At 48.7% G+C, this 13,719-nt stretch carries 10 protein-coding genes and 3 tRNA genes; 2 read left to right on the top strand and 11 right to left on the bottom strand.

Features of this window, described 5'->3' with window-relative positions:
• The coding region (locus J4G02_19320) for a hypothetical protein (protein ID MCE2396687.1) at positions 1-694 on the bottom strand (694 nt) is incomplete at its 3' end.
• A 685-nt stretch (positions 695-1,379) separates the two neighbouring features.
• On the opposite strand from J4G02_19320, the gene J4G02_19325 reads away from it, so the two are divergent.
• Together J4G02_19325 and J4G02_19330 are read left to right on the top strand one after the other, a co-directional pair.
• Positions 1,380-2,327 carry a PD40 domain-containing protein gene (locus J4G02_19325; protein ID MCE2396688.1) on the top strand — a complete coding sequence of 316 codons (948 nt, stop codon included), beginning with the start codon at positions 1,380-1,382 and terminating at the stop codon, positions 2,325-2,327.
• Positions 2,328-2,449: 122 nt separating this feature from the next.
• On the top strand, positions 2,450-4,261 hold the full coding sequence (locus J4G02_19330; GenBank protein ID MCE2396689.1) for an ABC transporter ATP-binding protein: 1,812 nt from the start codon (positions 2,450-2,452) through the stop codon (positions 4,259-4,261).
• A 13-nt stretch (positions 4,262-4,274) separates the two neighbouring features.
• Here the strand turns inward: J4G02_19330 and J4G02_19335 are convergent.
• The 10 genes from J4G02_19335 to J4G02_19380 all read right to left on the bottom strand — a co-directional run bounded on the left by J4G02_19335 (position 4,275) and on the right by J4G02_19380 (position 13,691).
• Positions 4,275-4,347 (bottom strand) — tRNA-Val (locus tag J4G02_19335).
• 43 nt (positions 4,348-4,390) lie between these two features.
• Positions 4,391-4,466 (bottom strand) — tRNA-Ile (locus tag J4G02_19340).
• Between the two features lie 88 nt (positions 4,467-4,554).
• Entirely contained in the window at positions 4,555-6,021 is a 1,467-nt protein-coding gene (gene rpoD, locus J4G02_19345; GenBank protein MCE2396690.1) for an RNA polymerase sigma factor RpoD, read from the bottom strand.
• A complete protein-coding gene (locus J4G02_19350) occupies positions 6,018-6,296 on the bottom strand; it encodes a hypothetical protein (GenBank protein MCE2396691.1) in 279 nt (92 codons plus the stop codon). Before J4G02_19350 ends, rpoD begins: the two co-directional genes overlap by 4 nt.
• Before the next feature lie 44 nt (positions 6,297-6,340).
• Complete coding sequence (gene dnaG, locus J4G02_19355; protein MCE2396692.1) at positions 6,341-8,125, bottom strand: DNA primase; 1,785 nt, start codon at positions 8,123-8,125, stop codon at positions 6,341-6,343.
• Between the two features lie 360 nt (positions 8,126-8,485).
• Positions 8,486-10,906: an endonuclease MutS2 gene (locus J4G02_19360; protein ID MCE2396693.1), complete on the bottom strand. Its 2,421-nt coding sequence runs from the start codon at positions 10,904-10,906 to the stop codon at positions 8,486-8,488.
• A gap of 71 nt (positions 10,907-10,977) precedes the next feature.
• Entirely contained in the window at positions 10,978-12,084 is a 1,107-nt protein-coding gene (locus J4G02_19365) for a tetratricopeptide repeat protein (protein ID MCE2396694.1), read from the bottom strand.
• A 113-nt stretch (positions 12,085-12,197) separates the two neighbouring features.
• Positions 12,198-12,425 carry a zinc ribbon domain-containing protein gene (locus J4G02_19370; GenBank protein MCE2396695.1) on the bottom strand — a complete coding sequence of 76 codons (228 nt, stop codon included), beginning with the start codon at positions 12,423-12,425 and terminating at the stop codon, positions 12,198-12,200.
• Between the two features lie 60 nt (positions 12,426-12,485).
• Positions 12,486-12,557 (bottom strand) — tRNA-Gly (locus J4G02_19375).
• 81 nt (positions 12,558-12,638) lie between these two features.
• Positions 12,639-13,691: a DUF2088 domain-containing protein gene (locus tag J4G02_19380; protein ID MCE2396696.1), complete on the bottom strand. Its 1,053-nt coding sequence runs from the start codon at positions 13,689-13,691 to the stop codon at positions 12,639-12,641.
• Between the last annotated feature and the right edge of the window lie 28 nt (positions 13,692-13,719).

Below are 13,719 nucleotides of genomic sequence, written 5' to 3' on the forward strand. Positions count from 1 at the left end.
ACGGTGTACGCCATCGGTTGTGGCTGCCCGGTACGAGTTCGTGACATTCGTCGTCCGTCAATGCCAAGAACATGCTCACACCGTTTCGTTCTGTGATAGACTTCGCGTTACTCTCAACGATTTCTTTCCAGCGGATTCTTTCGGTCTCCTCGGAATACGCCTCCGGTCCTTCGCCTCGGTTCTCTTCCTGTGCAAAGTATCTCTTCCCGGTGCCCCACCATGTTGTGTCTCGGTGCCAACCCAGCTTATTCTCGTGCGTACGGGGATTAGCCCACAGCAGCAGGCCGCCGAGCACCGTATCCTCCGGTTGAAGTCCATCACACCAAGAAGACACAAAATCGAGGAAATCTGAAGAGCCGTGGAACTCAGCAAAACTAGGCTCGTTAAAAGCTGGATGGACAAGCCCCCGAATCGCCCACGGTTGATCCTCTCCCGTGCGGTGCACATAACCCTTTGAGCAGTCGATCTTGTTATAGATATGCTCTGGCGCACACGATTCGGTGACACGACGACCCGCTTCACGCAGTCTCGGGATCCAGGGGTTGTCCACAAAGTCATTGATGATGACAAAACCGTGCTCCCTGAGGTGTTCTAACCGCTCTGGCGTGGCTCCGGGAGCCGAAAGTTCGGGTTTCATATCAGCAAAGGCAGGGGCGCGATAAGGTTCCGCCGCCGGTGATTGATCGCTATTCATTTTTGATTCCTTTCGACCCATCCCAAACCTTTAGGGGTCAATCTTGAAATGGTATCTGATCAATTGAGGATTGATCAAATCCTTTGAAGATACGAGTAGGACTGTGCCCCAACCGCGGTTCAGCCCATCTCCTATAGCACCGAGATTATGGCATGAACCTCCAAATTTGTCAAGGAGATTTGCTATTATCAGATTTCTTGACAATTCTCACCTAATTACCTATAATGCTTTATTACGCAGGTGGGAAGCAGCTAAATTGTTGTAGCACATTGATTCAAATGCCTCTTTAAGTAACCGTGTAGCATTTTTGCAACGATGGTGTAGCGCAGTTTCGACATGTTCCCTGTGAGTATAATACCCCTTTTGAAGTCACAACGTACCTCAAAGGCAAAGGTAACGTTGCCCGGAGCGTGCGTTTTCCTAAAAACTCGGTTCCTTGACAATATCCTCAGGATATTCAAAATAGTTGTGGCATCTTAATTGCTTGTGTGATGGATGTGCCAAGTGAATTTTGTTTGGCAACGATTCACGTCAGATCTTATTTGACCTCGTTGAAATATCAAAAGGACCCAGTTCATATGGAATTAGGAGACGAAGATAGCTTGAGGGAAAATCTCAAGGCATCTCCACAGTTACACAAAGGAGGGCAACAATGAAACTCGTATTACTGAACCAGAAGCTGCAGATGATCTATCTTCACGGCGTACTTTTGGCGCTTGCTACGAGCCTACTTCCGGCATTGACAAGTCTGGCAGAAAACGCTGCCACAAGCATTGTCTTTGCGTCCAGTCGCAGCGGGACTAGAGCAATTTACAGGATGAACCCCGATGGGACACAAATCCGCCAACTCACCGAAGGGCCTCAATACGCTGATCATCCTGCTTGGTCCCCTGATGGACAACAGATTACCTTTATGTCGTTCCGGGGTCCGCTCTGGAAAGGTGAGATTTATGTGATGAATGCCGACGGGACCAATCCCATCAACCTGACTCAATCATTAGACAGAGAGGATAGTAGCCCTTCTTGGTCTCCAGACGGTAAGCAGATTGTCTTTACATCAGCTCCCGTTTTCGAGTGGGGTATTTGGGTAATGGCTGCGGATGGGGGCAGACCTCGTAGACTGACCAGGGAGCAGGGCCAAAACCAGGGACCAGATTGGTCGCCGGACGGGGAACAGATTGTATTCACTTCTGACCGCGACGGTCACTGGCAAATCTACGTGATGGATACCAATGGGAAGAATCAACAAAGACTCACCAATAATTTTCATAATGACTGGAATCCCTCATGGTCACCGGACGGGGAACAGATTGTATTCACTTCTGACCGCGACGAAAACGTAGATATCTATGTGATGGATGCTGATGGGGCTAACCCCATTCGCCTCACCAATGCCGCAGCCAAAGACAGGAGGCCTGCTTGGTCCCCGGACGGAACACAGATTGCATTCACCTCTCTCCGTGATGGTAATGGGGAAATTTACGTGATGAATGCCGATGGCACCAACCCCATTAACCTCACCCAACACCGTGAGTGGGACACCAATCCATCGTGGGGATCTGTTCCCACTTTAAGTGTTTCCCCAAACCAGAAATTGGCGATTTCATGGGGAAAAGTTAAACGCGCACGGTAAAACGGTCAGGAAAACAAGCAAAATGTCCGGCAGAGAAAAAATAGATTTAATCAGACACCGATTGAAAACGACTCAAGACCTAACGAAAGACAGATAGATTATGGCACAAGGAGGATTCATTTATGTTTGGTAGTGGTGGTAGTAGCAGTCAACTCCATGAGTATAGCGAAGAAGAAGATGATCTCGGTAAAGTATATGACCGGGAGTTGATGAAGCGGCTGATCGCTTACCTGAAACCGTATCGGCGTGAAGTTGTGCTTATCGTGTTTTTGATGGTTGGTTACTCGACATCTGAAGCGTTGCTGCCCTATCTGACACAAATTGGAATTGATAACTATATTGAGCCGAGAAATCTACAGGGACTGGAAACGATTGTACTCTATTATGTCCTCGTTCTCGTGGCAAGATTCATATTTACCTACTTTGAAGAATACGGAATGCAGATGGTGGGGCAGAAAGCGATGTATGATATGCGCATGTCGCTCTTTTCACATCTGCAGCGGTTGGATGTCCGTTTCTTTGACAACAATCCAGTGGGTAGACTGATGACCCGCGTCATGGGCGATGTGGAGGTACTAAAGGAGCTATTCACCTCCGGAGTCATCACGGTCTTTGGGAATCTACTCAGCATCTTCGGCTACATGATAGCGATGCTGCTCTTGAATTGGAAGCTGGCATTGGTAACTTTTGCTGTATTACCGATCATCTTTGTGACAACGTCCGTTTATCAGGTCTACTCGCGCCGCGCTTTCCGTGATCAGCGTAGGTATCTCGCCCGGATCAACGCCTTTCTGAACGAAAACATTGTCGGCATGACAACGATGCAGCTATTCGCGCGGGAGCCACGCAGCTGGCTGCAATTCGATGACAGGAATAAGCAATACCTCGGTGCAAACCTGCGTAGCATCTTTTACTTCTCGCTCTTCTCGCCGATGATCGAAGTATGCGGTTCGCTTGCGCTGGCGGTTATCATCTGGCATGGCGGCGGGCAGATTCTACAAGATACGCTGACTTTTGGTGTATTGTTCGCTTTCCTTCAATACAGCCAGCGACTGTTCTGGCCCATTCGTGAACTGAGTGAGAAATACACAATCTTCCAAAACGCGATGGCGTCGTCTGAGCGGATCTTTGACCTGATGGATACGCAGCCAACAATTGTGAATCCAATGCCAGCCAAAGAGTTAGGTGCATTGAACGGCGAAATCGAGTTTCGCAATGTCTGGTTCGCTTATAATGCAGAAGATTATGTTCTGCGCGATGTCTCCTTCAATGTAAAGGCGGGCGAAAAGGTCGCGCTTGTAGGGCACACAGGATCAGGCAAAACATCGATTATCAACCTACTGTGTCGATTTTATGATGTGAATAAGGGACAGGTTCTGATTGATGGAACGGATCTTCGGGAGATGGAGCTGCCAGATCTCCGGCGTGCTATTAACATTGTGCAGCAGAATATCTTCCTGTTTTCCGGGACAATCGAGAAGAACATCAATCTGGACAACCCGGAGATCTCAAAGGCAGATACGATCGCTGCCGCAAAAGAGGTTCATCTGGATAGCTACGTTCAGAGAATGCCGGAGGGCTATGAAACTGAAGTCAGAGAGGGTGGGGCAGGATTATCGGTTGGACAGAAGCAGCTTGTCGCCTTCGCGCGGGCGCTGGCTTCCGATCCCAACATCCTTATTCTTGATGAGGCAACCTCCAGTGTGGACACCGAAACCGAACTCATCATTCAGGACGCCTTGAACCGCCTGATGGCAAATCGGACATCAATCGTGATTGCACACCGGCTTTCAACGATTCAGAACGCTGATAAGATCATTGTCATGCACCGCGGTGAAATTCAGGAGATGGGAACGCACAACGAGTTGCTTCAGAAACGGGGCATCTACTACCGGCTGTATCAACTACAGTACAAAGGGCAAGAGGTAGGATAGTCGCAGAAAATGATGGGGCGTACTGGATTTGAACCAGTGACTTCTACCGTGTGAAGGTAGCGCTCGTACCCCTGAGCTAACGCCCCATAGGCAGGATTGCAGGGAAAGGGAAAACCGAGATGGAAAAAGTGGTGGGCCCACTAGGATTCGAACCTAGGACCGGCCGGTTATGAGCCGGCTGCTCTAACCCCTGAGCTACAGGCCCCCCTGAATCGAGGAAGTATTATAAAAGTTTGCCGTGGATTTGTCAATGGAAATCTCAAGATGGTCGGCACGTTTTGGCAAGAAATCTCTTAACCATCAAGAAAGCCACGCAGCTGTTGACTCCGGGTTGGGTGACGCAACTTTCGCAGCGCCTTCGCTTCTATCTGGCGTATCCGTTCACGGGTGACCTGAAATTCCGTACCAACCTCCTCTAGTGTTCGCGGATAGCCATCCCCAATTCCAAATCTCAGGCGGATGACTTTCGCCTCGCGCTCTGTCAACGTACGAAGCACCTCTTCGATACGCTCTTTGAGCATGGTAAATGTCGCTTCGGCGACCGGAGACTTTGAAGTTTTGTCTTCAATAAAGTCCCGAAGTTGGCTGTCCTCATCTTCGCCAACCGAGGTTTCTAAAGAGATCGGTTCCTGTGCAATCCTAAACACCTGTCGCACCTTATCAATGGATATGTCCATCTCACCAGCGATTTCCTCCGGCAGGGGTTCTCTACCTTTCTCCTGAACAAGGTAACGGGAAGTGCGGATTAGTTTATTGATGGTCTCGATCATGTGCACAGGGATGCGAATCGTGCGCGCCTGATCAGCGATAGCGCGGGTAATTCCTTGACGAATCCACCATGTCGCATAAGTGCTAAATTTATACCCCCGCTTATACTCGAATTTGTCGACAGCTTTCATCAAGCCGATATTTCCCTCCTGAATGAGGTCAAGAAACGTCAGCCCTGGCGTTCGATTCCTGTATTTTTTGGCAATGCTGACGACGAGCCGCAGGTTAGCCTCGACGATTGTCATCTTTGCTTTTTGTGCCGTTGCTTCTCCCGTGTGGATTCGCTGGGTCGCACAGTTAAGTTGCTCACGTGACGCGCCAATTTCACGCTCCAACCTTTTGATGGTCCGCCTCGCCTTGACGATCTTCCGGTTATATTCCTTAAGTCCGTCCATACAACAGTCAGGGCCAGTTGGTTGGCCCTTACCCAGTGTGTAATCCCGCACCTGCTGACAGATTTCAGCCGCGGATAGCTCGCACCCCTCCTCAATCTTTGTCACCTGCTTTTCCAACTGCGCCATGCGGGTCGCAATATCTTTAATTTTACCTGCGATTTTACTAATTTCTTCGCGATCGATCTTGAGGTCCTTGAGGGTCTCTACCAATTCTAAACGATCGGAGTCCAGCTTTTTGCGAAGGGCGTTTTTCTTCCTAGCAGACAGTTTTTCATAGTTTAACTTGCGCTCTTGGAGGCGCATTTCTAAATCTCGCGCTTTCAAATCTGCCATCAATTCCTGTGCTTTTTTCAGATATTTTTCTTCCTTATCATTAGCCGATGTGCTTGACACCTCCATCGAAAGCACATCAGAAGCCTTTTTCTTACCAATCAAAATCTGATTGAGCAGTTTTCGGACCTCTGCAATTGCAATTGGCGTTTCAAATATTGCCTCCTCGACCTCACGATGACCGTCTTCAATCTGCCTTGACAGGGAGACCTCCTGCTGTTTAGTCAGCAAAGCAATACTCCCCATCTCTCGTAGATACACCTTCACCGGATCGTCAACCTTATCGAGTTTCCCTGGATTTCATCGTCGGAGTACTCAGGTGTATCAAAATCGGCTGTTTGATTGATAACTTTTAAATTCATTGTTAAATCTCCCTCATCAAGATCTGCTGGATTTTCTGAAAGGTTAATTTCTTCTAAATCAATTTGAAGTAGGTCATCGAGATTGCCCGGTGGTGAAGGATTCGGTTGCTCATCGTATTCAAGGAAGTGTTTCTCTTTACCTATATCGACTAAGCGATCATCTTTAGTTCCGGAAGCCATTGTAGTTTATTCTCCTAGCGCCCCTCCCGAAGCAATAACAGGGACTAACGGGCTAACTGCCTTCTTCGGTTCGAGAGTTCAACGAGTTCTGCAAGAATGCTTTTGCTGTTATTCCCTTGTGCAAGGGCTTCAGAACGCCTCATGCGTTCAACATCCCACAACAGAAAATCTTTGAGTTTCTTCAGACACCCCTCCACTCGTGTCGTTAAATTGGGAGGGATTGTCCTTTTTAGAAGAGCCTTGGAGATTATGCCTGTAATCTTTTCGTTAGCACAAGCATTTATAATAGTCTGCATGTCAATGATAGCCTCATTATCACTCGCTTCCCAGAGCATCCTGCCAATAGTAGCAAAGTCAGGATGGGTAAAGTCTTGGTAGTGAAAATTCGCTTTGGCAAGCGGGATGAGGTCGGGACCTTGTAGCAGTGCTTCAATCAGTTGCCATTCAATCGATTCACGCGGGCTCATCTTTGCGGTTGGCGCAGCCTGAGTGTGTCGCGGTGGGGAAACCGGGCGAGACATCTTGACGCCCAAACGTTGCAACTCCCTCAAAAGCACTGACCGCTCAATATCAAGTTCTTGCGCTGCGTACTTCGCGTATTCGCTGAGCTCAACCTGATTTTTGAGGTTCGATAAGGTCAGAGCAATTTCCTTGATAGCCTGTGTTTTTACATCTATGCGATGAATTGCATGCTGTTGTGTCGCCCGTTGGATCTGGAATTCGATTAGGTTCATCGCAGAATCGACCCGTTGATTGAAAGCATCCAGACCTTGTGTGCGGATAAATTGATCTGGATCTGTGTCGGGCGGTAGACTCGCCACCCGCACCCGCAATCCTGCTGCCAGAAGGATGTGTAATCCCCGCAACGCCGCCTGAAAGCCCGCTGGATCGCCATCGTAGAGGAGAATAGTCTCTTCGGCAAACCGCTTTAATAAATCAGCGTGTGAAGAACTAAACGAGGTCCCTAGCGATGCAACAACATTTTGGGCACCCGTTTGATACGGCATAAGTGCGTCAAAGTAGCCCTCAACGAGAATGACTTTCTCCTCTTTTTGGATTGTCTGACGCGCCTCGTATAAATTGTAGAGGGTTTTACTTTTATCGTAAAGGGTGGTGGTAGGAGAATTTAGATATTTGGGAAGCTGCTCCTCTGAGATTGCGCGCCCACCAAATCCAACGGCATTACCGCGTTCATCGCGAATCGGAAAGATAACCCGCCCTCGGAATCGATCTGTGGTGCCTTGGTCATCGCTCCTGATGAGTCCAACATCAATGAGTTGTTGGATTGAGAAACCGGCTTGTGTGGCAGCCTTAACCATATCTTGACGGCCCGGGGTCGCGTACCCGAGTTGGAATTCTTTAATCGTTTGATCTGTGATGCCTCGGTTTTTCAGGTATGCCAACGCATGGCCGCCAATTTTGGGATTTAGGAGTTGGCGGTGAAAATGCTCCATCGCAAAACGATTCAGGTCTTGCAATTCCAGACGTTTCTGGCTAATTTGGCGTGCTCTTCCATCCTGCGCTGGGAGCGGAATACTTGCGCGTTCTGACAACCATTCCATCGCTTCCATAAAAGACTTACCGTCATATTTTCTGAGGAAGCTAATGACATTGCCGCCGGCATTACACCCAAAACAGTAAAATGCCTGCTTTTCGGGAGAGACGTTAAAGGAGGGAGTTTTTTCGTCGTGGAAGGGACAAAGCCCTTTATAGGCTTTGCCAATAGGCTTCAACAGAACTCCACACTCCGATATCACTTCGACAATATCGTTCTGTGCACAAATATTATCAAGTATCTCGCGTGGAATGTAGTTAGAAGCTTGTCTCATCACAACTCACTTTCGTCTGATACAGGTTTAGGTTTGCTTTGCCCATGCCGCGGCGTTCCAAAGGAACAAAATGGGAAACCTCAAACCGAAATCGGTATGAAACGTGAAACGTACTGCGAAATATAACGGCTTGACGATGTTTGGATTTGACAATCCCAACATCAGGCAATGGTATCAATGAATCGTTAGCTTTTAACATTATGGCTACAATATAACCATGCCCTGTTGGAAGCCGTCTTCTTCGATCGTCCCGTGAATTGAATAGTTGTCCTTAGCAAATTTCCAACGCTACTCGCAGAGAAAGGGAATTTTCTCAAGGCGAGCGAATAATTCTAAAATATTAGTCCAAATTTTCTCTTACTATTCCTTCAATGTGACAATCGTTGCACCTGCGCCACCTTCGTTGAGTGCTGCCAATTGAAAATCATTCACTTGCGTGTGGTCCGCCAAGAGATCATGAATGGCATTCCGCAATGCGCCAGTGCCTTTGCCATGAATAATCCGCACTCTCGGTAATCCCGCAAGAAACGCATCATCTATATATTTATCAGTTTCCGACCAAGCCTCGTGAACGGTTTTTCCTTGCAGGTTCAACTCTGTTTTAACGTTTCCTGTCTTGCTATACTGGACATTCAAGATCGAGGTAGAAAGTTCACGCTTATTGTCTGCAGGATGCACCGGCTCAATTTCTCTGTTTGACACGCGCATCTGCATATTACCAACCTTGATGAGCAAAGGCGTTTTCCCGTTTGAAACTGAGAGCACCTCACCGAATTGGTTCAGGCTTTTCACACGGACTTTATCACCGACTTGCACGCTAATTGCATCGGGCTGCGGTTTTGCTACGTGTTTTTGCTGCTCGCGTCTCTCGTTCAGTTTCTGCTGCGCCCCCTCAATGCGAGTAAACGCGTTACCGACACTATCTTTTGAGGCATTTCCCCGTCGTACTTCTGCTATCGTCTGTTCAACAAGTTTACGAGCATCTTTGAGGATTGTAGCGGCTTCTTGCTCGGCTTGGTCCCGAAGTTCTTTTCGCTCCGCTTCGATCTGGTTGATTAACGCCTCATGCTTTCTGGCGGTGGTATCCGCCACCCGGAGTTGGTCCTGTACCATTTCACGTTCAACGTCAAGTTCGTTTTGGGACGCCTGCATACTGACAATGAGATCTTCCACGGCAACGGTCTGGTTGCCTGTGTACGCTTTAGCGGCATCGGTGATTGCGTCAGGCATGCCTAAACGTTGTGCAATTTTGAAGGCGTTGCTGCTTCCGGGTACGCCAATCTGAAGACGATAGGTGGGTTGCAGCGTTTGCCAATCAAATTCCATTGAGGCGTTTTCCATACCCTCCTGTGCATGTGCGTACGCTTTCAGCGCGCCGTAGTGGGTCGTCGCAACGGTGCGAACTTTACGCGTCTCTAACCAGTCTAATATCGCCATGCCAAGCGCCGCTCCCTCCGTTGGATCCGTGCCTGCCCCAATTTCATCCAATAGCACCAGTGAATTTTCATCCGCTTCTTTCAAGATGGAGATAATCTTGGTGATATGGGACGAGAAAGTGCTGAGATTCTGCTCGATGCTCTGTTCGTCACCGATGTCGGCGAACATTTGGTCGAATACCCCAATTTCACTTCCCATCTTTGCAGGGAGATGTAAACCAGACTGCGCCATGAGCGTGAGTAAGCCAATCGTTTTGAGAACCACAGTTTTCCCGCCCGTATTCGGTCCGGTGATAACCATGGTGTGAAATGCGTCACCTAGCGTTGCATCAGTTGGTACAATTCGCTCCGGCAGGTTAGGATCGCGTTCCTCTTCCTTTAATTTCGCACTGTCTCGAAATTTCATTTCAAGGAGCGGGTGTCTCGCTTCTATCAACTTGATGGCACCCCGCGTGTTAAGCACTGGCTCAACGCCATTTAGTTCTACGCTTAACTGCGCTTTTGCTCCTAGAAAGTCTAGTCCCCCCAAGATGTCCAAAGCAAGTTCCAACGATGCCTGATGCTCGCGAACCAAGTCGCTAAGTTCGAGAAGAATACGTCGGATCTCTTGGCGTTCCTCATCTGATAATTGGTGTAGCTCATTGTTGAGATCCACAACACCAAACGGCTCGATGAAAGCGGTTGCTCCGCTTGAGGATTGCCCTTGAACAACGCCGGGGAAATTGTGCTTTGAATCCTGTTTGATGGGAATGACATAGCGATCATTGCGGGAGGTGATAACGTGTTCTTGGATAGATCGCTGATGGTTGGGAGATTGGAGGAGGCTCTCTAACTTCGATTGAATGTTTGTTCGTGTATGCACCAACTTGCGGCGAATCGATCGTAGCGCTGGACTAGCGTGATCAAGGACATCACCATCCGGACTGAGACATCTGTCAATAGATTGGGTGAGTTCGGGAAAGGTCGGAAGATTGCGAACAATCGAGGAGAGCTTTGGGAAATCCTTCGGATTTCGCCTTTTAACGGCTCGCTGGACATTTTGAGCGGCTGCCGCCACACGAGCGATACTAAGCAACTCTTCCACTTCTAGAATAGCACCGGGCTTGGACACTTTATGGAGCGTCGGGGAGATAGCCTTCAAGCCTTGCAGGGGAAAACCGTTGGAGGTCTGGTAGAAGGCTTTCGCTTCGCTGCATAGCCGCTGCTGATGACGAATTGTATCAAGCTGCCGGAACGGCTTCAACTTTGCTGCTCGTAACGCCCCCAATTGGGAATGCGCATACCCCTTAAGCAATGCCTTCAGCTTATCATATTCTAAGACTTTTTCAGTGTGAGGTGATATCATAAGATTGACCTCATTCGCTGAACAGACCAAGTTTCCATACGATGGGCAGATTAGGCTACCCTACAACTTCACTACTGCACATGTTGAAGTTTGTCACGGTGGAAAAGTGCTTTTTCATAGAGCGAACGGTGCGGCGCAAATCCAAATACTTTTTCATAGAAACTACGCCCACCCAGACCGACCGCTTGTACATAATCGTTCAAGGGGTCCTGTCCTTCTGACTCAGCGCGCCGAGCATCGCGCAGGTTTATGAGAAAATCGTTTGCCGTTTTTTCAAAGCGATTGATAGTCCTGCGTCGTTCGTCGGTGAGTCCCCCATGAATATCTTTATCAACTTTGTAGTCATGAATCACTTTGGCATAGGCAGCGAAGGCTTCGTGATAATTGCCTTCATTTTCCAAGCCTTCAGCGGCTGTTACACTCGGTGGCTGCGGAAGTCTTGCAATCAGTGCTTTTGCTCCGGGAATTAAGTCACGGCTTTTTTGCTGAATCGCTTTTTCCAAGTTGGTTTTAAAGAGATCTATGATATCTTTGTAGATTGCGAGTGCGTTATCAAAATCACCGAGTTTCTCATAGCAACGCGCCTGACTCAACCGAAAATCCGAAAACGCGTAATCGCGCATGGCAATCTGAGGCAGTTTATCCTCTGCGGGGGTATATGCCTCAAGCGCTTTTTGGTATTCGCCTTTCTGTTCATGGCAGTTGCCAATCGCTTTTTGAGCGTATAAAGCGAGAATTTGGTTTTCCGGTTGATGCTCGTTCACGACCATTTGAAAGTGGGAGATCGCACCATCATAGTCCCCTTCATAATAGCGCGCTTTTGCATAATTATATCGTGCTTTATCCGCGACAGAAGTCTCAGGGTATTTTTGGAAAATGGCTTGAAGCTGGGTCGCAGCGGTTTCAAATGGCTTCTCCGTACCGTCCGCATCAAACCAATCACTCTCGGCTTCCTGATATTTCTCAATGGCTTCAGTATATTTCAGAAAGGCTTCTGCGCGTGCGGTCTGTTGCTGGTGCTGATAAAAAGCAAAACCACCGACCACCAAGATAACTATTGTTGCACCGATAATAATCGATTTTAGGTGCGTCTTGAGGAATTCATAGACCTGTAGCGTGCTATCAACAAACTGGTCGCTTTTTACCTCTTCCTTTGTCAAACGTCTACCTTGATCCATCTACTTCCTCTCGAAACTCCAATTAAAAACTGCACAAGGTGGAATGCCGTATATCATAACCCGCTAATTTTTCAAACATCTAGTGATAACAGCCCTTAGGACACCCCATCAACTCAGGCGCACGGTTTGGGTGTATGGTGTCCACAAGTCCCACACATCGGCATATCAGTTGTCGGTGTACCTACGGTATCTAATGTCCCAACCCCGAAGACAGAAAACAGTTGCGCAGTGTCACTGCCTTCACATTCAGGACAGACGGGAGATGATTTCTGTTGGCTCGAAGCGAAAAGTTTCTCAAACGTATTATCACACTGCCTGCAACGAAATTCGTAAATTGGCATTTCGCTCCCCTCGCAAAAACACGGCACCGATGTGCGTAGTTCAGGCGTCCAGAACAGATAAGCGGGTGACGGGACTTGAACCCGCGACCCTCAGCTTGGGAAGCTGATGCTCTACCACTGAGCTACACCCGCTACTTATTAGATTGTCAAGGAATTTAGCACCGGGTAGACCATAGATTGCCCTCTTTTTCATTTTATTATTTTCACTCCAAGCTAAGAAACTATAACTCCATCTTTTGGGCTGACTCGATTTTGCGGTGGCAGAGGGGTCCCTAACAGCGGCGCATTCACAACAATTCGGGCATCCTTCCCCAGTTCACCAAATACCTTTTGGAGGGCGTCGTCAAAGGAGCGCGTCGCACAAGCGAAGCCGTAAGAATATGCCAGATCTTCCTCCATTTCAGTTACAACAAACGTTCGTCCCCGCTCAATAGCGCGGCGATGACTCCAAGACATGCAGGTGCTGCGTGGCTCTCCTTCGCGTCGAGTCAGAATTTGCGCGAGACGACTCAACGGCAGCTGCATCAATCGGAAACGGGCGAGGAGATCGAGTGCCAACGGATCTTCACTCGTATTCAATGTTCCACTGTTATCCATCCAAGCGTCTGTCGAATCAATCGTTTGTTGCAGGGCACGTTCCTCTGACCAGTCCGAAACATCAGGTTGCTCATGGGCGGAACAGATGAGGAGGACGATTCCGTTCTCACGAATCACCTGCTCGGCCGTTTCAATTTTCATATAGAGGCACGCAAGGTTTTCACTCTCACCAATCCCCATAATATAGATGTCTGCCGGTTCAACGGGCATCATGGTGTGTGTTTGACAGTATTCCACAGCGATGGGCCATTCTTCCCGGTGATACCCAGCAAAAACGGTGTTCGCTGTAAAATCGACCTTCATGTTGAAACCCGCGAGATCGCCGGCATCTTGCACATCTTCCCGTTGGGGATTGCCCGGTCCCCACCCGCTAATCGGGCGATCCATCAGGATATAGGTGTGGTTGTGTCGGATGGTGTCGCGCCCGGACGCGCCCGGCAGAATGATACCTGCTCCACCGTGCCACCCAAAAAGCGAAGGAGAACATCCCCCGACACCCAACACATAATCTGCCTCCGCAACCACTCGGTTAACCCACACCGGGGTTCCCATCCGTGTGGTGCCAACATAAGCTAAGTCCTCCGTTTTTTGACATACTCCCCGCCCTAAAGGAGGAGGATTCTTTCGTCCTTTAGGAACGGTAATTGCGCTATCAACAAGGACAGCCATCCGAAGATGGTCTTACGTCCTCTCCTTC

The organism is Candidatus Poribacteria bacterium, assembly GCA_021295755.1.
Classification (GTDB): domain Bacteria; phylum Poribacteria; class WGA-4E; order WGA-4E; family PCPOR2b; genus PCPOR2b.

Bases quoted from the DNA above. Each gene is read 5' to 3' on its own strand.
- J4G02_19325 (MCE2396688.1), top strand. From the start codon at position 1,380: ATGATCTATCTTCACGGCGTACTTTTGGCGCTTGCTACGAGCCTACTT.
- J4G02_19330 (MCE2396689.1), top strand. From the start codon at position 2,450: ATGTTTGGTAGTGGTGGTAGTAGCAGTCAACTCCATGAGTATAGCGAA.
- J4G02_19350 (MCE2396691.1), bottom strand. From the start codon at position 6,296: ATGGCTTCCGGAACTAAAGATGATCGCTTAGTCGATATAGGTAAAGAG.
- dnaG (MCE2396692.1), bottom strand. From the start codon at position 8,125: ATGAGACAAGCTTCTAACTACATTCCACGCGAGATACTTGATAATATT.
- J4G02_19360 (MCE2396693.1), bottom strand. From the start codon at position 10,906: ATGATATCACCTCACACTGAAAAAGTCTTAGAATATGATAAGCTGAAG.
- J4G02_19365 (MCE2396694.1), bottom strand. From the start codon at position 12,084: ATGGATCAAGGTAGACGTTTGACAAAGGAAGAGGTAAAAAGCGACCAG.
- J4G02_19370 (MCE2396695.1), bottom strand. From the start codon at position 12,425: ATGCCAATTTACGAATTTCGTTGCAGGCAGTGTGATAATACGTTTGAG.
- J4G02_19380 (MCE2396696.1), bottom strand. From the start codon at position 13,691: ATGGCTGTCCTTGTTGATAGCGCAATTACCGTTCCTAAAGGACGAAAG.